The sequence below is a fragment of the Yonghaparkia sp. Soil809 genome (assembly GCF_001429705.1).
GTDB lineage: Bacteria > Actinomycetota > Actinomycetes > Actinomycetales > Microbacteriaceae > Microcella.
In genome coordinates this window covers 705,956-725,785 of record NZ_LMSV01000002.1, presented here as the reverse complement: position 1 = coordinate 725,785, position 19,830 = coordinate 705,956, and the positions used below count along the sequence as shown (strand labels likewise).

Genomic DNA, 19,830 nt, shown 5'->3' with positions numbered 1-19,830 from the left:
GCCCGGCTCGGGCTCAGTGCGCGTGCGCGGCCGCCGCGGCCCGCAGCTCGGCGATCGCGCGCTCGACGTCGTCGGCTCCGTAGACGCTCGACCCCGCGACGAAGGTGTCGGCGCCCGCCTCGGCCGCGATGCCGATGGTGTCGACCGTGATGCCGCCGTCGACCTGCAGCCACACGTCGAGCCCGTCGGCCTCGACGACCTGCTTGAGCGCGCGAAGCTTGGGCATCATGTCGCCCATGAACGACTGGCCGCCGAAGCCCGGCTCGACCGTCATCACGAGCACCTGGTCGAACTCCGGGAGCAGGTCGAGGTAGCCCTCGACGGGCGTGCCCGGCTTCACGGCGAGGCCGGCGCGCGCGCCCCGCGCACGGATCGCGCGGGCGGTGGCCACGGCATCCGTCGCCGCCTCGGCGTGGAAGGTGACGGAGAACGCGCCGATCTCGGCGTACCCGGGCGCCCAGCGGTCGGCGTCGCTGATCATGAGGTGGACGTCGAGCGGGACGGGCGAGACCGCCTGGATGCGCTGCACCATCTGCGGGCCGAAGGTCAGGTTCGGGACGAAGTGGTTGTCCATGACGTCGACGTGCACGAGGTCGGCGGTGCCGATGCGCTCGAGGTCGCGCTGCATGTTGACGAAGTCGGCGGAGAGGATGCTCGGGTTGATGCGCACGGTCACGCGGGAAGCGTACCGAGCGCGGACGCCGTTCCCGGCGCGGGACGCTCGATGAGCTGGATGAACATCGCGTCGCCGCCGTGCCGGTGCGGCCAGAGCTGCACGGCCCCGTCGAGGTCGCCGAGATCGAGCGGCTCGCGCACGACGCCCGCGAGCACGCGGCCCGTGTCGACGCGGCGCACCCCCGTGGCCGCCGCGGCGTCGCCCGCGAGCACGCGATCGACGACGGCCGTGGTCTCATCGGGATGCGGCGAGCACGTCACGTAGGCGAGCAGGCCGCCGGGGCGCAGCGCTCCGATCGCGGCGTCGAGCAGCTCGGCCTGCAGCGCCGCGAGGCTCGGCACGTCGGTCTCGGTCTTGCGCCAGCGGGCCTCGGGTCGGCGACGCAGGGCGCCGAGACCCGTGCACGGGGCGTCGAGGAGGATGCGGTCGAAGCCATCCGGGTCGGTGCTGTCGATCGTGCGCCCGTCGCCCGTCCGGACTTCGATGCCGTCGCCGAGCGGCGCGAGGGCCTTGCGGACGAGATCGGCGCGCGCGGGCACGACCTCGTTCGCGACGAGGGTCGCGCCGCCCGCGATCGCCTCGGCCGCGAGGAGCGCGGCCTTGCCGCCGGGCCCGGCGCACAGGTCGAGCCAGCGCTCCCCCGCGACGACGGGGCGGGCCCGGCTGAGCGCGAGAGCGGCGAGCTGGCTCCCCTCGTCCTGCACGCGCACGCGGCCCGCGGCGACCTCGGGGTCAGCCGCCGGGTCGCCGCTCGGCGACAGATACCCGAGAGGCGAGTGGTGCGTGCGCGAGCCCTCGAGCTCGGGCGGGATGCCCGCGAGACCGGGCAGGGCGACGAGCGTCACGCGCGGGGAGACGTTGTCGGCCGCCAGGAGGTCGGGCAGCTCGTCACCGCGGCCCTCGCGCTCGAGCGCGGATCGGAGTGCGGAGACCACCCAGACGGGATGCGCGGTCGCGATCGCGAGGCGGGCATCCGGATCGGTCTCAGCGGTGAGCAGAGTGTCGATCCACTCCTGCTCGGAGCGCTGGGCGATGCGTCGCAGGACGGCGTTGATGAAGCCCGTCGCGCGGTGGGCGCCGATCGTCCGGCTGAGCTCGACGGTCTCGCCGACGGCGGCGTGCGCGGGGATGCGCATGGCCAGGAGCTGGTGCGCACCGAGGCGCAGGACGTCGAGCGCGTCGGCGTCGATGCGGTCGACCGCGCGCCCGGAGGCTTCGACGATGATCGCGTCGTACAGTCCGCGGCGGCGCAGCGTGCCGTACGCGAGCTCGGTCGCGAGTCCGGAGTCGGCCGGGCCGAGGCGGGCGCGCCGGATCGCCACGGGCAGCAGGAGGTTGGCGTAGGCGTCGTCGCGGGCGACCGCCCGCACGACCTCGAGGGCGACGCCGCGGGCGGTCGCGGGCGGGCGGAATCGTCGGGCCGATCGCTCCGCGGGAGCGCCCGCACCCGTCGGCGTCGGGCTTCCGCTCCTGCCGGCGCCGCTCCCGCGAGCCGCGCCGCCGCCCCGAGCAGCACCGCCCCCGGGGGCCGCGCCTCCGCTGCGGGGGCCTCCCCCGCCGCGCACGTTCCTCACGAGAGCGCCGGCAGTGCGTCGGGTCCGAGTCCGCGCGCCCAGTCGCCCGCGCTCATCGCCGAGCGGCCGGCGGGCTGCACGCGGAGGAGCTCGAGCGGCGCGCTGGCCGTGCCGACCAGCACGCGCCTGCCCTCGAGAGCGCAGACGCCCGGCGCGAGGGGGCGCGCGTCGCGCGCGGGCGCCGCCTCGAGGATCTTGAGCACGGCGCTGTCGGCGCCGGCGGAGAACGCGCCCGGCTCGGGCGTCACGCCGCGGATGCGCGCGTGCACGGCCTCGACGGGCTCGCCCCAGCGGATCCGGGCGTCGTCGCGCGCGAGCTTGGGGGCGAAGGTCGGCTCGCCCTCCTGCGGTCGCGCGGTCAGCGCGCCGACGGCGAGGCCGTCGACGACGCGACGGGTGAGAGCGGCGCCCGACACGCTGAGGGCATCCAGCAGCGCGCCGGCCGTGCGATGCGCGCCGATCGTCTCGCGCTCCTGCGCGAACCAGTCGCCCTCGTCGAGCCCGGGCGTGAGCTGGAAGACCGTCGCCCCCGTGACCTCGTCACCCGCGATGATCGCGTGCTGGACGGGCGCCGCGCCGCGCCAGCGCGGGAGGAGGGAGNGGGAGGAGGGAGAAGTGCAGGTTGACCCCCCCGAGCCGCGGCCAGCTCAGCAGCGGCTCGCGGACGAGCCCGCCGTAGGCGACGATGACGCCGAGGTCGACCTCGAGCGGCAGCAGCTCGGGCTCGAGCTCTGCCAGTCGCGTCGTCTCGAGGACGGGAAGACCGAGCTCGGTCGCGCGCGCGGCGACGGGCGTGGGCGTGAGGACGCGCTTGCGGCCGAGCGGCGCCGGCGGTCGCGTGATGACGCGGACGATCTCGTGCTCGCTCTCGGCGAGTGCGTCGAGGGTGGGCACGGCGGCCGGGGGGCTGCCGGCGACGACGAGGCGCAGGGCGGTCATCCCTCCATCCTCCCGGACGTGGCGCTGGTGCGGGCGCCGGGCGGTGCTCCGCCGGGATCGTCGAAGGGCTCCTGGTCGTCGAACCGCACGCGGAGCGGCACGGTGCGGCGCCGCGGAGGCGACCCGGGGATGCGCGGCGCCCGGCTCGTGGCCGCCCTGACGAGAGCGGCCTTGAGCAGCCGGGCGACCTCGTCGCCGCGCGCGTAGTCGAAGCGCACGATCGCCCGCACGCGGTCGTCGCCCAGCTCCACGGGGCCGAGCACGTCGACGCCCTCGAGCGCGGCGACCTCGGCCGAGGCGCGCGCGACCGCCGCGGGCTCGCCCGCGATCGCCGCGACGCGCACGGCGGGCGGGAAGCGGAGCGTGCGCCGATCGGCGAGCTCGGCCGCGGCGACGCGCTCGGGCTCGCCGAGCGCGAGCGCCTGCGCGACCGACCCTCCGACGCCCACGAGCAGGACGGGGGCGTCGGGCGCGGCGAGGGCGGCGGCGGTGCACCACCAGCGGACGCAGTCCTCCACGACGCGGAGAGACTCGCGCGCGAGCATCCGCTCGCCGTCGAGGAGCAGGACCGCGCGGTAGCCGCCCTCCGCGACCGGCTCGGCCCCGCGCGTCGCGACGACGACCGTGCGGCCGGATGCGACGCTCTGCACGGGCGTGTCGCCGTCGGAGACGACGATGCGCGCGCCGGGGAAGGCGCGCCCGAGCTCGTCTGCGGTGCGGGCCGAGCCGCGACCGACCGTCCGCCAGCGCGTCGACTCGCACGTCGAGCAGGCCCAATCGACCGCGAGGGCGCCGCACCACTGGCAGGACGGCGCGGTGCCGCTGCGGCGCAGCGCGAGCGGGCCGCGGCACGACCGGCAGCGCGCCGTCTCGCCGCACTCGGTGCACGCGAGCCGCGGTGCGTACCCGGGGCGCGAGACCTGCACGAGCACGGGCCCGGTGTCCAGGGCATCCCGCACGGCCCGCCAGGCGGTCGAGGGGATGCGGGCCTGCGCGGCAGGCCCGTCGGCGCCCACCTGCTGCGCGGTCGGCGTGATGCGCCGCCGATGCCGGCCGGCCGGAGCGACGGCGCGCACGTAGCCGACCTCCAAGAGCCGCTGCACCTCGGTGCTGCGAGCGTGCGCGGCGAGCACGAGAGCGCAGCCCGCGTCGGACTGCCGCAGGAGCGCGAGGTCGCGCGCGTGCACGCCCGGCGCGTGCTGCTCGGCCATGAGCGCGTCGCCGTCGTCCCACAGGGCGATGAGACCGAGCGCGTGGGCGGGGGCGGCGGGCGCCGCGCGCGTGCCGAGGATCGCGAGCGGACGAACCTCGAGGGTGCGCAGGAATCCGCGGTAGCGGTCGGCGGAGGACTGGCCGGCGTCGACGCGCGCGATGTCCTCCGGTGGCAGGAGCGCCGCGAGCGCGTGGGCGACGTGCTCGACGTCGCGGTAGTCGGGCACGGAGATGATCGCCGAGCGGCCGGAGGCGACGCAGGCGGCGGCGAGCTCGGCGAGCGTGCGGGCCGCGGCGGGCATCCAGCGCCCCGCGACCTCGACGGGGTGCGCGATCGCGGTCAGCGCGATGCGGCGATCGGGCTCGGGCGCGTCAGGGTCGAGGAGCCGCGCGAGGGCCTCGGGGGCGTAGCCGGTGAGGGCGCGGCCGGCGGGTTCAGCGGGTGCGGCGGTGGGCTGGGCCGCGGCCGCCTGGGCTGCCGCTTCCTGGGCCGCGGTCGCCTGCGCCGCGAGCCACGCCTTCTCGACGCGCACCTGCCGGGAGGGGATCACGAGCCGCGCGAGGTCGCTCGCGGTGCCGGAGGCGCGATCGGCGGCGCGGCGGATGAGGCGGTAGACCGCCGGATCGAGGACGCGCGCGTCGGAGACGACGTCGCCGAGCTCGCTGAGGACGCCCTCGAACGACTGCGCCTCCGCGATCTCGACGATGTATCCGGCCGCCTGTCGTCCCGCGGCCCGCAGCGGCACGGTGACGCGGACGCCCGGGACGGCGCGCTCGCGCAGGTTCTCGGGAACGCGGTAGTCGAACAGCCGGTCGAGCTGCGGGAGCGGGGAGTCGAGCAGCACGCGCGCGATGCGCTGCGGGCCCCCGATGACGCCTGGCGGCGGGGTCGGCGACGGCGACCCGGCGCGCGCGGAGGTCGGTGCGGCGGGCGCGAGCCCGAGGCCGTCGAGCTCCGCGCTCATCCCCCCGCTCCTCTCGCCCGGGTCGTCGCCGGCGCCGATCGGCGCGTTCAGAGCCCCGCGGCGGCGCGGAGGTCGTCGACGCGGTCGGTGCGCTCCCATGTGAAGCCGGGCAGCTCGCGCCCGAAGTGCCCGTAGGTGGAGGTCTGGGCGTAGATCGGACGCAGCAGGTCGAGGTCTCGGATGATCGCCCCGGGGCGCAGATCGAACACCTCGCGGATCGCGCCGATGATGCGGCTCTCCGGCACGTGGTGCGTGCCGAAGGTCTCGACGTAGAGGCCCACGGGCGCGGCGGTGCCGATCGCGTAGGCGACCTGGACCTCGAGCCGGTCGGCGAGACCGGCGGCGACGGCGTTCTTCGCGACCCAGCGCATCGCGTAGGCGGCCGAGCGGTCGACCTTGGACGGGTCCTTCCCCGAGAAGGCACCGCCGCCGTGACGGGCGGCGCCGCCGTAGGTGTCGACGATGATCTTGCGGCCGGTGAGGCCCGCGTCCCCCTGAGGGCCGCCGATCACGAAGCGACCGGTGGGGTTGATGAGAACCCGCGGCGCGTGGTCGCCGAAGCCGTGCTCCTCGAGCACGGGACGGATCACGCGGGCCTCGACCTCATCGCGCAGCTGCGCGGTGGAGACGCGCTCGGCGTGCTGCGTCGAGAGCACGACGGTCTCGATCGTCCGAGGGGTGTGGCCCTCGTAGCCGACGGTCACCTGCGTCTTGCCGTCGGGGGCGAGGTAGTCGAGCTCGCCCGTCTTGCGCACCGCCGCGAGGCGCTCGGCGAGGCGGTGGGCCAGCCAGATCGGCAGCGGCATGAGCTGCGGGGTCTCGCGCACCGCGTAGCCGAACATGATGCCCTGGTCGCCCGCGCCCTGAGCGTCGCCCGCGTCGGCGCTCGACTGCTCGCGGTGCTCGAACGCGTCGTCGACGCCCTGCGCGATGTCGGGCGACTGGCCGCCGATCGAGATCGAGACGCCGCATGAGCGCCCGTCGAACCAGACGTCGGAGGAGGTGTAGCCGATGTCGGTGACGCGCTTGCGGACGATGCCGGGGATGTCGACGTAGCCGGAGGTCGTGACCTCCCCCGCGACGTGCACGAGGCCCGTCGTGACGAGCGTCTCGACGGCGACCCGGGCGTTCTCATCCACCGCGAGGAGCGCGTCGAGGATCGAGTCGGAGACCTGGTCGCAGATCTTGTCGGGGTGCCCCTCCGTGACGGATTCGGAGGTGAAGAGGCGGAGATCGGACATACCGAGATGGTCCCGTCGTGTGTCGAGGAGGATGGTGGGGTGCCGCGCCCTGCGCGGCGATTCAGTCGAGCGCGTCGAGGATACGGTCGGCCACCGACAGCTTGTCGCCCGAGGCTGTGGAGACCACGCTACCGGCCGCGTCGAGGATCATGACGTCGTTGGTCGTGGTGCCGAAGCCCTCGCTCCAGCCGACGCGGTTGACCACGAGGAGGTCGACGCCCTTGCGCGCGGCCTTCGCCGCCCCGAGAGCCCGCAGGGCCTCGGCATCCGCCTCGGTCTCGGCCGCGAAGCCGACGATGCGCTGGCCGGCCGCCCGCTGGGAGGAGAGTGTCTGCAGGACGTCGGGCGTGCGCTCGAGCGCGAGCGTGAGCGTCTCGCCGATCGCGTCCTTCTTGAGCTTGCCCTCGGCCACCTCGCGGGGCCGGAAGTCGGCGACCGCGGCCGCCATGATGATCGTGTCGTGCGCGGGCGCGAGCCGGCGCATGGTCGCGAGCAGCTCCTCCGTCGTGCTGACCGCCTCGACGATCGCGCCGTGCGGCGCGTCGACCTCGAGGTGCGCGGCGACGAGGGTGACCTCGGCCCCGCGGGCGAGCGCAGCCTGCGCGAGCGCGACGCCCTGCCGGCCGCTGGAGCGGTTGCCGATGAAGCGCACGGGATCGAGGGGCTCGCGCGTGCCCCCGGCCGAGATGAGGATGCGGCGGCCGGCGAGATCGCGCGGGCCCGCCGCGCGCAGGGCGACGGCCACGATCTCGTCGGGCTCGCTCATGCGGCCCGCGCCGGAGTCCTGGCCCGTCAGCTGGCCGGAGGCGGGGCCGACGATCACGACGCCGCGCGAGCGCAGCGTCTCGATGCTCGCGCGCGTCGCCGCGTTCTCCCACATCTCCGTGTGCATCGCGGGCGCCACGACGAGCGGGGCGCGGGAGGCGAGGACGGTCGTGCCCAGCAGGTCGCCGGCGAGGCCGGCGGCGAGCGATGCGAGGGTGTGCGCCGTCGCCGGAGCGATGACGATGAGGTCGGCGCGCTGGCCCAGGGCCACGTGCCGCACCTCCGCGACGCCCTCGTAGAGGTCGGTGTGCACCGGGTTGCGGCTGATCGCCTCGAGGGTCGGGCGCCCGACGAAGCGCAGAGCGCCCTCTGTGGCGACGACGTGGACGTCGTGCCCCGCGAGCACGAGAGCGCGGACGACGCCGACGGCCTTGTAGGCCGCGATGCCGCCGGTGATGCCGACGACGATCGTGAGGCGCCGCGCGGCGCCCTCGACCGCGGTCACGCGATCAGCCTCAGTCGGCCAGGCGGGTGAGGACGAGCTTGTCCTCGCTGATCTCGTGGAGCGCGACGGAGAGCGGCTTGTCGTCGACGGTCGAGTCGACGAGCGGGCCGACGTTGTCGAACAGGCTGCCCTCGTGGAGGTCAGCGTAGTAGTCGTTGATCTGGCGCGCGCGCTTCGAGGCGAAGATCACGAGCTGGTACTTCGAGTCGACCTTCGAGAGGAGCTCGTCGATGGGCGGGTCGATGATTCCCTTGGACTTGTCAGCCATGTCTGCTCCGTAGATCGTTCGTTCCGTGGCGTGCCGCTGGCCTCGTGGGCCGGTCGGCGGTGCTGCCGAGGGGCGGCGTGCGAGCGCTCAGGCGCGCGACGGCGCTCCGGGCACTGCGAGCAAGTCTACGACCTCTGCGGCCGCGCGGCGCACATCGTCGTTCACGACGAGCACGTCGAACTCGTCCTGGGCGGCGAGCTCGACGCGCGCGGTCTGAAGTCGACGGGCCTGCTCCTCCGGGCTCTCGGTGCCGCGACCGACCAGTCGGCGCACCAGCTCCTCCCAGCTCGGCGGCAGCAGGAACACCAGTGTCGCCTCCGGCATCGCAGCCCGCACCTGCCTGGCGCCGTCGAGATCGATCTCCAGGAGCACGCTGCGGCCGCTCGTGAGGGCCTCCTGCACGGGCCCGCGCGGCGTGCCGTAGCGCGAGAGGTTGTGCACGACGGCCCACTCGAGGAACTCGCCGCCGTCGACCATGGCGTCGAATCGGTCGTCGTCGACGAAGAAGTAGTGCACGCCGTCGACCTCGCCGGGGCGCGGACGGCGGGTCGTCGCCGACACGCTCAGGTGCACCTCGGGGAAGTTCTCACGGATGAACGTCGACACCGTGCCCTTGCCGACCGCGGTCGGGCCCGCGAGCACCACGAGCCGGCCGTGGCCGGGCACGGCCGAGCGCTGCTTGAGCCACGCGCGCAGCGCCGCGCGCTGACGATGGCCGAGTCCGCCCAGGCGCTTCACGGGCGCGATTCCCAGTCGGTCGAGGACCGTGAGCGTGCGGGCGGGGCCGAGGCCCTTGAGAGTGCCGAGGAGGTCGCGGACGCGCATCCCCCCCTCGACGCCGCTCGGATCGCGCCAGGCCGCCTCCGCGACATCGAGCGCGGAGCGGCGGGCGGCACGGACGTCGTCCTTGACCCCGGCGCGCGCCCGTCGCGCGGCCACCGCCGCGCGCGAGGCGGCGGCGCGGTCGACCTCGGGCATGCCGTCGGCGGCGCTCATGCTGCGAGCTCCGAGCGGTGAGCGTCGATCGCGGTGGCGACCCCGTCGGGGCCGGCGGCGAGCACGCTGCGGGAGACGCTCGGGATGACCGTCCCGGCGGCCGCGCCGAAGATCGAGCGGATGTCCGCGAGCCGGGCGCCCTGCGCGCCGAAGCCGGGGGCGAGGATCGGGGTCGAGGAGAGATCGACCCCGTCGATGCCGGAGTCGCCGAGCGGGCGCGTGGCGCCGATGACGAGGCCGATGTCGCCCCACTCCCCCGCGTCGGCCGAAGGCGCGTTGCGCCGGGACGCCTCGAGCGCGATCGCCGCGGCGACCGTGCCGCCCTCGCTCGTGCGAGCGGACTGGATCGCGACGCCCTCGGGGTTCGAGGTCGAGGCGAGGACGAACACGCCGTTGCCGGCCTCCTGCGCGATCCGGATGAGCGGGTCGAGCGCGCCGAGGCCGAGGTAGGGCGCGACCGTCAGCGCGTCGCTCTCGAGCGGGGCGCCGGGGGCGAGCCACGCGGCCGCGTACCCCTCGGCGGTCGAGCCGATGTCGCCGCGCTTGGCGTCGCCGATCACGATGAGGCCCGCGGCGCGCGCCGAGCGGATGACCTCCTCCAGCACGGCGATGCCCGCCGAGCCGAAGCGCTCGAAGAACGCCGCCTGCGGCTTGACGATGCCGATGCGCGGCGCGGCGGCGTCCACGACCCTCAGGGCGAGCTCGCGCGCGCCCGCGGCGGTGTCGGGCAGACCCCAGGCGCGCAGGAGGGCGGCGTGCGGGTCGATGCCCACGCACAGCGCGCCCCGCGCATCCGTCGCCGCCCGCAGGCGCGCCCCGAGACCGATCATGCGCGCGCGGCCCGGGCGATCGCGTAGTCCTGCAGGCTCGTGACGGTGATCGGCTCGTCGCCGCTCTCGAGCGAGGCGACGGCCGCGCCGACCTGCGCGATCGTCGTGAACAGCGGGCGGTCGGCCGCGACGGTCGCGGTGCGGATCTCGAAGCCGTCGGCGCGCGCGCTGCGGCCGCTGGGCGTGTTGATGACGATGTCGACCTCGCCGGCGTTGATGAGGTCGACGACCGACGGCTCGGCGCCCTCGGGCGCCTGCTGGCCCTCGAAGTGCTTGCGCACGACGCGCGTGGCGATGCCGTAGCGCGCGAGGACCTCCGCGGTGCCCTCGGTCGCCCAGATCGCGAAGCCGCGCTGGGCGAGCCGCAGGACGGGCAGCACGATCGCGCGCTTGTCCCGGTCGGCGACCGACACGAACACGACACCCGAGTCGGGCAGGCCCCCGTAGGCGGCAATCTGGCTCTTCGCGAACGCCCGCGGGAAGTCGCGGTCGATGCCCATGACCTCGCCGGTCGAGCGCATCTCGGGGCCGAGCACGCTGTCGACGATGCGACCCTCGGCGGTGCGGAACCGCTTGAACGGGAGCACGGCCTCCTTGACGGCGACGGGCGAGTCGAGCGGGACGACCGAGCCGTCCGTCTCGGGCAGCAGACCTGAATCGATGAGCGAGCGGATGCTCGATCCGGCCATCACGAGGCTCGCAGCCTTGGCCAGGGGGATCCCGAGGGCCTTCGACACGAAGGGCACGGTGCGCGAGGCGCGCGGGTTCGCCTCGAGGACGTAGAGGACGCCCGCGCCGATCGCGAACTGCACGTTGAGGAGGCCCCGCACCCCGATGCCCTCGGCGATCGCCTGGGTCGCCTCGCGGACGCGGTCGATGATGCCGCGGCCGAGCGTCACGGGCGGGAGGGTGCACGCGGAGTCGCCGGAGTGGACCCCGGCCTCCTCGATGTGCTCCATGATGCCGCCGACGTAGAGCCGCTCGCCGTCGTAGAGCGCATCGACGTCGATCTCGACCGCGTCGTCCAGGAAGCGGTCGACGAGCAGCGGCATGCCGGGGCCGATGATGGCCTGGTCGCGCACGCGATCGAAGTAGTCCACGAGGGAGCCGGAGTCGTAGACGATCTCCATGCCGCGGCCACCGAGCACGAAGCTCGGGCGGACGAGGACCGGGTAGCCGATCTGCTCGGCGACGGCGACCGCCGAGTCGACGTCGGTCGCGGTGCCGTTGCGCGGGGCGATGAGTCCCGCCTCGTCGAGGATGCGCGAGAAGGCGCCGCGCTCCTCCGCGAGGTCGATCGCGTCGGGGCTCGTGCCGAGGATGGGGATGCCGGCGTCGGCGAGGCCGTGCGCGAGTCCGAGCGCTGTCTGACCGCCCAGCTGCACGATCACTCCCACGAGCTCGCCGCTCTGCGACTCGGCGTGGATGACCTCCAGGACGTCCTCGAGCGCGAGCGGCTCGAAGTAGAGCCGGTCGGAGGTGTCGTAATCGGTCGACACCGTCTCGGGGTTGCAGTTGATCATGATCGTCTCGAAGCCCGCGTCGCGCAGCGCGAAGCTCGCGTGCACGCACGAGTAGTCGAACTCGATGCCCTGGCCGATGCGGTTGGGGCCGGAGCCGAGAATGACGACCTTGCGGGCCTCGCTCGGGGCGACCTCCGTCTCGAGGTCGTAGCTCGAGTAGTGGTACGGCGTGAGAGCGGGGAACTCGCCCGCGCACGTGTCGACGGTCTTGAACACCGGGCGGAGTCCGCTCGCGTGGCGGATGGCGCGGATGTCGCGCTCGGTCAGGCCGCGCAGCTCGGCGAGCTGGGCGTCGCTGAAGCCCTGCTCCTTCGCCTCCCGCATGAGCTCGGGGTCGAGGGCGTCGGCGGTGCGGACCACCTCCGCGAGCTCGTTGATCGCGACGATCTGGTCGACGAACCACGGGTCGATGCCCGTGGACTCGAAGACCTCGTCGATGGTCGCCCCCGCGCGAAGCGCCTGCTGGACGGTGACGATGCGGCCGTCGGTGGGCGTCGCGGCGATCGCGAGCAGCTCGTCCTTGTCGCCGGGCTCGCCGGCCCAGTGGAAGCTGCTGCCGCGCTTCTCGAGCGAGCGGAGCGCCTTCTGCAGCGCGGTCGCGTAATTGCGACCGATCGCCATGGCCTCGCCGACGCTCTTCATGGTCGTCGTGAGGCCCGCGTCGGCGGCCGGGAACTTCTCGAACGCGAACCGCGGCACCTTCACCACGACGTAGTCCAGGGTGGGCTCGAAGCTCGCCGGGGTGACCTTCGTGATGTCGTTGGGGATCTCGTCGAGGCGGTAGCCGATCGCGAGCTTCGCGGCGATCTTCGCGATCGGGAAGCCCGTGGCCTTGGAGGCCAGCGCGCTCGAGCGCGAGACGCGCGGATTCATCTCGATGACGATGATGCGGCCAGTGGCGGGATCGACGGCGAACTGCACGTTGCAGCCGCCGGTGTCGACGCCCACGTCGCGGATGATGCGGATGCCGATGTCGCGCAGCTTCTGGTACTCGCGGTCGGTGAGGGTGAGCGCCGGCGCGACCGTGATCGAGTCGCCCGTGTGCACTCCGACGGGGTCGACGTTCTCGATCGAGCAGACGACGACCGTGTTGTCGGCGCGGTCGCGCATGAGCTCGAGCTCGTACTCCTTCCAGCCGAGGATCGACTCCTCGAGGAGGACCTCGGTCGTGGGCGACTGGTGGAGGCCGTCGGCGACCATGCGCTCGAGCTGCTCGCGGTCGTAGGCGAAGCCCGAGCCGAGGCCGCCCATCGTGAACGAGGGGCGGATCACGAGGGGGTAGCCGAGGTCCTCGGCGAAGCCGATCGCCTCGTCGACCGTGTGCGCGATGTGGCTGCGCGCGACATCGGCGCCGGCGTCGAGGACGAGCTGCTTGAAGAGCTGGCGGTCCTCCGCCTTGTGGATGGCGTCGAAGGAGGCGCCGATGAGCTCGACGCCGTACTTCTCGAGGATGCCGCGGTCGTGCAGGGCGATCGCGGCGTTGAGGGCCGTCTGGCCGCCCAGCGTGGGGAGGACCGCGTCGGGCTTCTCCTTGGCGATGATCGCCTCGATCACCTCGGGGGTGATGGGCTCGATGTAGGTCGCGTCGGCGAAGTCGGGGTCGGTCATGATCGTCGCCGGGTTCGAGTTGACCAGGATGACGCGGATGCCCTCGGCTCGCAGTACGCGGCAGGCCTGAGTCCCGGAGTAGTCGAACTCGGCCGCCTGGCCGATGACGATCGGCCCGGAGCCGATCACGAGCACGGAGGTGATGTCGTCGCGCTTGGGCATGTCTCAGGCGTCCTTCTGGTCGTCGCGCTCCGCCGCGCGGCCGACGTGCTCGAGCACGACCTCGCGGAAGCGGTCGAAGAGGTAGGTGGAGTCGTGCGGGCCGGCGGCCGCCTCGGGGTGGTATTGCACCGAGAAGGCCGGGATGTCGAGCGCCCGCAGGCCCTCGACCACCTGGTCGTTGAGGCCCACGTGGCTCACCTCGACGCGGCCGAAGCCGGCGGGGCTGTCCACGACGCCCTCGACGGGCGCGTCGACGGCGAAGCCGTGGTTGTGGGCGGTGATCTCGATGCGGCCGGTCTGCTTGTCGAGCACCGGCTGATTGATGCCGCGGTGGCCGAAGGGCAGCTTGTAGGTGCCGAAGCCGAGGGCGCGGCCGAGCAGCTGGTTGCCGAAGCAGATGCCGAAGAAGGGCGTCCCGTCCTTCAGGACGTCCTGCAGCAGGCTCACGTGGGCGTCGCTCGCGGCGGGGTCGCCGGGGCCGTTGGAGTAGAACACCGCGACGGGGTCCAGGGCGCGCAGCTCGTCGATCGTCGTCGACTGCGGCAGCACGTGCACCTCGAAGCCGCGCTCGGCGAGGTGGCGCAGCGTCGAGGCCTTCACGCCCAGGTCGAGCACCGCGAGGCGCCCGATGCTCTCGCCGACGGCGGGCACGACCATCGCCTCGTCGACCGAGACCTCCGCCGACAGGCTGCGGCCGCTCATCGCCGCGCTCGCGCGGACCTCCGCGAGCTGGGCGTCGGGGTCGAGGGCCGCGTCGTCGCCGGAGAAGATCCCCGCGCGCATGACGCCCGCATCCCGCAGTCGGCGCGTCAGCGCGCGCGTGTCGATGCCGCTGATGCCCACGATGCCCTGGGCCTCGAGCTCGTCGTCGAGGCTGCGCTGCGCGCGGTGGTTCGAGACGATGCGCGAGGGGTCGCGGACGACGTAGCCGTCGACCCAGATGCGGCGGCTCTCCGGGTCCTCGTCGTTCATTCCCGTGTTGCCGATGTGCGGCGCGGTCTGCACGACGATCTGGCCGGCGTAGCTGGGGTCGGTCAGGGTCTCCTGGTAGCCGCTCATGCCGGTCGCGAAGACGGCCTCGCCGAGCGCGCGGCCGCGGGCGCCGTACGCGCGGCCCCGGTAGCGGGTGCCGTCCTCGAGCACGAGGTAGGCGGGAGCGTGGGTCACGAGGGGTGCCTTTCTGTCGGGGCGGGCGTCTCCGGCGATTCCTCGGGCGGGATGCTCGGCGCGAGCGTCGCCAGGGCGGCGAGCAGCTCGTCCGTGGCGTCGATCGCCCGAGCGTCGGTGACGCGGAAGTAGCTGTCGACCTCGGCGTCGCCGAGGCGCCAGGCGAGCATGACGAGCCCGCCCTCCTCGACGACTCGGTCGATGGTCCAGGTGGCGCGGCCCGAGCCGCGGACGTCCGCTCGGGCGACGAGCCAGGGCTCGCGACCGTCGATGGCGATGACGGCGCCCTCGGGGTGCACGGCGACCTCGCCGCGCGCGCGGAACCCGAGACCGTGCACCGCGACGCGGTCGAGCGGGTCGCCCGCGCGCGTCGTCGCGACGTACAGAACGGGCACGCGGATGCTCGCCTCGCCGATCGTCGCAGGAACGGGCCGCGGCGCGCCGATGTCGCCCTGCCGGGCCGCGCGCCGCCGCCAGCCGAGCAGCATGAGCGCGAGCGCCAGGAGGATGATGGCGACGATGATCGCGGTCGAGACGCCTCTATCCACGGGCGTCCTCCCGGAGGCCGGCCCAGGCGGCGACGACCTCGTCGGCGGGGCGGAGGTCGCCGTCGAGCACCGTGGCGACTCCCCCGTGGACGGTCGCGACGATGGTGCCGGCGAGCTCGACGCCCGTGTACGGCGTGTTCCTCGAGCGGCCGCGCAGATCGTCGGTCGACCAGGTGCGTCGGGCGGCGGGATCGACGAGCGTCACGTTCGCCGGCGCGCCCTCGGTGAGCGGGTCGGCGTAGCCGTCGAGGCGCCCGATGGCCGCGGGAGCGCTCGACATGACGCGGGCGAGATCCTCCCAGCCGAGCATCCCCGTCTCGATCATGGTCGTCTGCAGGACGGGCACGGCCGATTCCAGGCCGACCATGCCGAAGGCCGCCTCAGCCCACGTGCACTCCTTCGCCTCGGCGGGGTGCGGGGCGTGGTCGGTCGCGACGATGTCGATCGTGCCGTCGGCGAGCGCCTCGCGCAGGGCGCGCACGTCGTCGTCGCGGCGCAGCGGCGGGTTGACCTTGAAGCGGGCGTCGTAGCCGCGCGCGAGGTCCTCGGTGAGCAGCAGGTGGTGCGGGGTGACCTCCGCGGTCACGGCGATGCCGCGGGCCTTCGCCCAGCGGATCACCTCGACGCTGCCCGCGGTCGAGAGGTGGCAGACGTGCAGGCGCGCTCCCGTGTGCTGGGCGAGGAGGACGTCGCGGGCGATGATCGACTCCTCGGCGACGGCGGGCCAGCCGGCGAGGCCGAGCTCGCCCGAGAGCGCGCCCTCGTTCATCTGGGCGCCCTCGGTCAGGCGGGGCTCCTGCGCGTGCTGGGCGATGACGCCGTCGAAGGTCGCGACGTACTCGAGCGCGCGGCGCATGAGGAGCGCGTCGTGGACGCACCTCCCGTCGTCGCTGAAGACGCGCACGCTCGCGCGCGACCGCGCCATCGCGCCGATCTCGCTCAGCCGCTCGCCCTCGAGGCCGACGGTGACCGCGCCGATCGGGCGCACGGTCGCGTACCCGTGCTGCAGGCCCAGAGCGTGCACCTGCTCGACGACGCCCGCGGTGTCGGCGACGGGCGAGGTGTTCGCCATCGCGAAGACGGCGGTGAAGCCGCCCGCGGCCGCGGCTCGGGTTCCGGTGAGCACCGTCTCGCTGGCCTCGCCCCCGGGCTCGCGCAGGTGGGTGTGGAGGTCGACGAGGCCGGGGAGCGCGACGAGGCCGTCGGCGTCGATCACGCGCTCGTCGAGCTCGGGGGTCAGGCGGCCCGTCGCGGCGATCCGGCCGCCGCGGATCCGGATATCCTCCCGCGTCTCGCCCAGGAGGGTCGCGCCGCGGATCAGCAGACCGGTCATGCCCGCTCCTCCGACGATCCGGCGACGAGGAGGTAGAGCACTGCCATGCGGATGAACACCCCGTTCGTGACTTGAGCGAGCACCGTCGACGCCGAAGAGTCGGCGGCCGCGGACGAGATCTCCAGCCCCCGATTCATCGGGCCGGGGTGCATCACCATCGTATCGGGGCCGAGGAGGGCGAACCGCTCGGCCGTGAGCCCCCACTCGCGCGCGTACTCGCGGCCGGAGGGGAAGAAGGCGGCGTGCATGCGCTCCTGCTGGATGCGCAGCATCATGACGACGTCGGGGCCGAGCGCGAGCGCCGGCTCGAGGTGCTCGTGCACCGTGACGGGCCAGGTCTCGACGCCGCTCGGCAGGAGCGTGCGGGGCGCGACGAGGTGCACCTCGGCGCCGAGCGTCGACAGCAGCCACACGTTCGAGCGCGCGACCCGCGAGTGCACGACGTCGCCGACGATGACGACGCGTATCCCGGCGAGGTCGCGCTCGCGGGAGTCGGCGCCGTAACGCCGCTGCCGCATCGTGAAGGCGTCGAGGAGCGCCTGCGTCGGGTGCTCGTGCGTGCCGTCGCCGGCGTTGAGCACGTGCGCGTCGATCCAACCGGCGTGGGCGAGCAGGTGGGCGGCGCCCGAGCCGTGGTGCCGCACGACGATCGCGTCGGCGCCCATCGCCTGCAGCGTCTGCGCGGTGTCCTTGAGGCTCTCGCCCTTGGAGACGCTCGAGCCCTTCGCGCTGAAGGTGATGACGTCGGCGCTCAGGCGTTTGGCGGCCGACTCGAACGACAGGCGCGTGCGCGTGGAGTCCTCGAAGAACAGGTTGACGACCGTCTTCCCGCGCAGAGTCGGCAGCTTGCGCACCTCGCGGTCGGCGGTCCGTGCCATGTCCTCCGCGATGTCGAGGATGCTCACGGCCGTCGCGCGGTCGAGGTCGCGAGTGCTCAGAAGATGCTTCACGGCTCGATCGTCACCTCCTCGACGCCGTCGACGTCGGCGAGTCTCACGCTCACGCGCTCGCTCATCGAGCTCGGGAGGTTCTTGCCGACGAAGTCGGCGCGGATGGGCAGCTCCCGGTGGCCGCGGTCGACGAGAACCGCGAGGCGCACGGCCCGGGGCCGGCCGTGGTCGGCGAGGGCGTCGAGCGCGGCGCGCACGGTGCGGCCCGAGTAGAGCACGTCGTCCACGAGGACGACGATCGCGTCGTCGATGCCCTCGTCGGGGATGCGCGTCGGTGCGGGCGCCCGCGTCGGCGTGCGGGCGAGGTCGTCGCGGTAGAGCGTGATGTCGAGCGAGCCGACGCTCGAGGTGCCCGGCTCGATCTCATCGACGATTCGCTGGATCCGCTCGGCGAGAACCGTGCCTCGCGTCGGGATGCCGAGGAAGACGAGCCGGCCATCGCCCCGCCGGGATTCCAGCACCTCATGGGCGATGCGGCGCAGAGCGCGCGTGATGTCAGCGTCGTGGAGCACGATGCGTGCTGTCACTCCTGACCTCCTTCCCCGACTCACAGGACGGTGCTTAAAGCAGGTCGAACGTGCTCAGTCTAGCGGGTCAGCTCCAGCGCTTGAGCAGGGCCCTCTCCCCCAGACCGACGAGGGCGTCGGAGGTCTTGCCGAGGATCGCCAGGAGCAGGATCGCGAGGAAGATGCGGTCGGTGCGACCGTTGTTCGCCGAGTCGGTGAGCAGGAAGCCGAGACCCATCGAGGAGGCCAGCAGCTCGGCCGCCACGAGGAACAGCCACGCCTGCGCGAGAGCGAGCCGCAGACCGGAGATGACGGACGGCACGACGGCCGGCAGCTGCACCGTCGTCAGGAGCGACAGACGTCCGAGCCCGAAAGCGCGCCCGGCCTCGACGAGGTGGGGGTCCACGTGACGGAGCGCGGCCGAGACCGTCGTGTAGACGGGGAACGCGGCGCCGATCGCGATGAGCGTGATCTTGGGCGTCTCGAAGATGCCGAGGAACACCGTGAGCAGCGGCAGCCACGCGAGCGACGGCACGGCTCGGATCGCGCCGAGCGTGGGCGCGAGCATCCGGTCGGCGACCCCCGAGAGCCCGACGACCGCACCGAGCGCGAGACCGATGCTCGCGCCGATCGCGAAGCCCAGGAGCACGCGCTGGAGCGAGATGAGGATGTACGTGCCGAGCAGGCCCTGATTCGCGAGCTCGACCCCTGCACCCACGACCTGCGCGGGCGACGGCAGGAGGTAGTCGGGGATCGGCGTCAGCTCGGACGCGAGCAGCCAGACGAGGAGAAGGACGCCCGGAACCACGAGTCCGAGCAGGACGGTGCCGACGCTCACGCGACCGGCCCCTCCACGGCCCAGGCCCGTCCCCGCGGCGGAGAACCCTTCGAATCCGGCCCAGCCGAACAGCGTCACCCGACGGCCGGCGTTCGCACGTTCCCCGTCGGCCGGTTCTCGCGACGCGGCTTCGCGCCCCTCCGTGGTGGAGGGGCGCGAGACCGGAGCGCCGCCGCGCTCGTCGAAGCTCATGCTCAGCCGACCTCGTCCGGGTCGGCGGCCGTGGCGAACTCGTCGTTGAAGAGCGACTCGAGCGCCGCATCGATCTGCTCCTGGCCGGCGACGTCGCCGCTCTCGACGAAGATCGGGCCGATGATCTCGAGAACGTCGCGCTGAGCGTCGCCGGGGACGTTGTCGATATCGATCACGGTGCGCTCGATCGTGGCTTCGGCGATCGCGACGTCGATGCCCGCGACCTCGGCGAGGATCGCCGCGGTCTCCTCCGGGTTCTCCAGCGCCCAGGCGCGCGCCTTCTCGTAGGCGTTCACGACGAGCTGCGCGAGGTCGGGGTGGTTGGTGATGAAGTCCTCTGTGGCGTTGAGGAAGCCGTAGGAGTTGAAGTCGACGTTGTCGTAGATGATCTCGGCGGCGCCGTTCGCGACGGAGGTCGACAGCAACGGGTCGAGGCCCGACCACGCCTCGACGGCGCCGGTCTCGAGGGCCGTCTTGCCGTCGGCGTGCTGCAGGTTCTGCAGGTTGATGTCGGAGAGCGACAGGCCCGCCTCCTGCAGCGCCTGCAGGAGGAAGAAGTACGGGTCGGTGCCCTTCGTGGCGGCGACCGTGCGGCCGGCGAGGTCGGAGACCTCATCGATGTCGGAGCCGGTCGGCACGAGGATCGCGGACCAGTTGGGCTGCGTGTAGATGTCGATCACCTGGATGGGGCTGCCGTTCGACCGCGCGAGGAGCGCGGCCGAGCCGGCGGTCGAGCCGACGTCGATGGCGCCGGCGCGCAGCGCCTCGTTGGCCTTGTTCGAGCCGGCCGACTGGACCCACGTGACGGTGACGTCGTCGCCGAGCTGGTCCTCCAGCCAGCCCTGCTCCTTGATGATGAGGCTCAGCGGGTTGTAGGTCGCGAAGTCGAGCGTCAGCTCGGTCGATGACCACTCTGCGCCCTCGGTCGGCCCAGGAGCAGCGGCCCCCTCCCCCGCGACGCAGCCGGTCATGGCCATGGCCGCCGCGGCGAGCGTCGCGGTGAGCAGGGTCAGACGGGAGCGGGTGGTCATC

The 19,830-nt window shown here is 73.6% G+C and carries 17 protein-coding genes and 1 pseudogene; all 18 read right to left on the bottom strand.

The window, feature by feature from the left end; translation table 11 throughout:
* Positions 1-13: 13 nt before the first annotated feature.
* Positions 14-676 carry a ribulose-phosphate 3-epimerase gene (rpe, locus tag ASG83_RS10905; RefSeq protein WP_055861180.1) on the bottom strand — a complete coding sequence of 221 codons (663 nt, stop codon included), beginning with the start codon at positions 674-676 and terminating at the stop codon, positions 14-16.
* On the bottom strand, positions 673-2,046 hold the full coding sequence (locus tag ASG83_RS10900; protein ID WP_055861178.1) for an RsmB/NOP family class I SAM-dependent RNA methyltransferase: 1,374 nt from the start codon (positions 2,044-2,046) through the stop codon (positions 673-675). Before ASG83_RS10900 ends, rpe begins: the two co-directional genes overlap by 4 nt.
* A gap of 200 nt (positions 2,047-2,246) precedes the next feature.
* A pseudogene (locus tag ASG83_RS13260) lies at positions 2,247-2,850 on the bottom strand (methionyl-tRNA formyltransferase); the annotation flags it as partial.
* A 1-nt stretch (position 2,851) separates the two neighbouring features.
* Positions 2,852-3,180 (bottom strand): methionyl-tRNA formyltransferase (locus tag ASG83_RS13255; RefSeq protein ID WP_304437685.1); only part of this gene is annotated, 329 nt, incomplete at its 3' end.
* Positions 3,181-3,185: 5 nt separating this feature from the next.
* The gene (locus ASG83_RS10890; RefSeq protein WP_156711092.1) at positions 3,186-5,366 is read right to left on the bottom strand and encodes a primosomal protein N'; all 2,181 of its coding nucleotides are present in this window, start codon (positions 5,364-5,366) and stop codon (positions 3,186-3,188) included.
* 47 nt (positions 5,367-5,413) lie between these two features.
* Positions 5,414-6,607 (bottom strand): methionine adenosyltransferase, encoded by a 1,194-nt coding sequence (gene metK, locus ASG83_RS10885; protein ID WP_055861175.1) that lies wholly within the window; start codon positions 6,605-6,607, stop codon positions 5,414-5,416.
* Positions 6,608-6,668: 61 nt separating this feature from the next.
* A complete protein-coding gene (gene coaBC / locus ASG83_RS10880; RefSeq protein ID WP_055861172.1) occupies positions 6,669-7,877 on the bottom strand; it encodes a bifunctional phosphopantothenoylcysteine decarboxylase/phosphopantothenate--cysteine ligase CoaBC in 1,209 nt (402 codons plus the stop codon).
* Between the two features lie 10 nt (positions 7,878-7,887).
* Positions 7,888-8,145 carry a DNA-directed RNA polymerase subunit omega gene (gene rpoZ / locus ASG83_RS10875; protein WP_055861168.1) on the bottom strand — a complete coding sequence of 86 codons (258 nt, stop codon included), beginning with the start codon at positions 8,143-8,145 and terminating at the stop codon, positions 7,888-7,890.
* Positions 8,146-8,232: 87 nt separating this feature from the next.
* Complete coding sequence (gene gmk / locus ASG83_RS10870) at positions 8,233-9,141, bottom strand: guanylate kinase (RefSeq protein ID WP_055861165.1); 909 nt, start codon at positions 9,139-9,141, stop codon at positions 8,233-8,235.
* Positions 9,138-9,971 (bottom strand): orotidine-5'-phosphate decarboxylase, encoded by an 834-nt coding sequence (gene pyrF, locus ASG83_RS10865; protein ID WP_055861161.1) that lies wholly within the window; start codon positions 9,969-9,971, stop codon positions 9,138-9,140. The genes gmk and pyrF overlap by 4 nt, the downstream gene beginning before the upstream one ends.
* A complete protein-coding gene (gene carB / locus ASG83_RS10860) occupies positions 9,968-13,264 on the bottom strand; it encodes a carbamoyl-phosphate synthase large subunit (RefSeq protein ID WP_055861159.1) in 3,297 nt (1,098 codons plus the stop codon). The genes pyrF and carB overlap by 4 nt, the downstream gene beginning before the upstream one ends.
* A 3-nt stretch (positions 13,265-13,267) precedes the next feature.
* Entirely contained in the window at positions 13,268-14,431 is a 1,164-nt protein-coding gene (gene carA, locus ASG83_RS10855) for a glutamine-hydrolyzing carbamoyl-phosphate synthase small subunit (RefSeq protein WP_055861156.1), read from the bottom strand.
* Entirely contained in the window at positions 14,428-14,979 is a 552-nt protein-coding gene (locus tag ASG83_RS10850; protein ID WP_055861153.1) for a hypothetical protein, read from the bottom strand. Before ASG83_RS10850 ends, carA begins: the two co-directional genes overlap by 4 nt.
* Positions 14,972-16,312 carry a dihydroorotase gene (locus ASG83_RS10845; protein WP_055861150.1) on the bottom strand — a complete coding sequence of 447 codons (1,341 nt, stop codon included), beginning with the start codon at positions 16,310-16,312 and terminating at the stop codon, positions 14,972-14,974. The genes ASG83_RS10850 and ASG83_RS10845 overlap by 8 nt, the downstream gene beginning before the upstream one ends.
* Positions 16,309-17,262 (bottom strand): aspartate carbamoyltransferase catalytic subunit, encoded by a 954-nt coding sequence (locus ASG83_RS10840; protein ID WP_055861147.1) that lies wholly within the window; start codon positions 17,260-17,262, stop codon positions 16,309-16,311. The genes ASG83_RS10845 and ASG83_RS10840 overlap by 4 nt, the downstream gene beginning before the upstream one ends.
* Positions 17,259-17,789: a bifunctional pyr operon transcriptional regulator/uracil phosphoribosyltransferase PyrR gene (gene pyrR / locus ASG83_RS10835; RefSeq protein WP_055861144.1), complete on the bottom strand. Its 531-nt coding sequence runs from the start codon at positions 17,787-17,789 to the stop codon at positions 17,259-17,261. The genes ASG83_RS10840 and pyrR overlap by 4 nt, the downstream gene beginning before the upstream one ends.
* A gap of 67 nt (positions 17,790-17,856) precedes the next feature.
* On the bottom strand, positions 17,857-18,798 hold the full coding sequence (locus tag ASG83_RS10830) for an ABC transporter permease (RefSeq protein WP_055861140.1): 942 nt from the start codon (positions 18,796-18,798) through the stop codon (positions 17,857-17,859).
* A 2-nt stretch (positions 18,799-18,800) separates the two neighbouring features.
* Complete coding sequence (locus ASG83_RS10825; RefSeq protein ID WP_055861136.1) at positions 18,801-19,829, bottom strand: aliphatic sulfonate ABC transporter substrate-binding protein; 1,029 nt, start codon at positions 19,827-19,829, stop codon at positions 18,801-18,803.
* Position 19,830 lies beyond the last annotated feature (1 nt).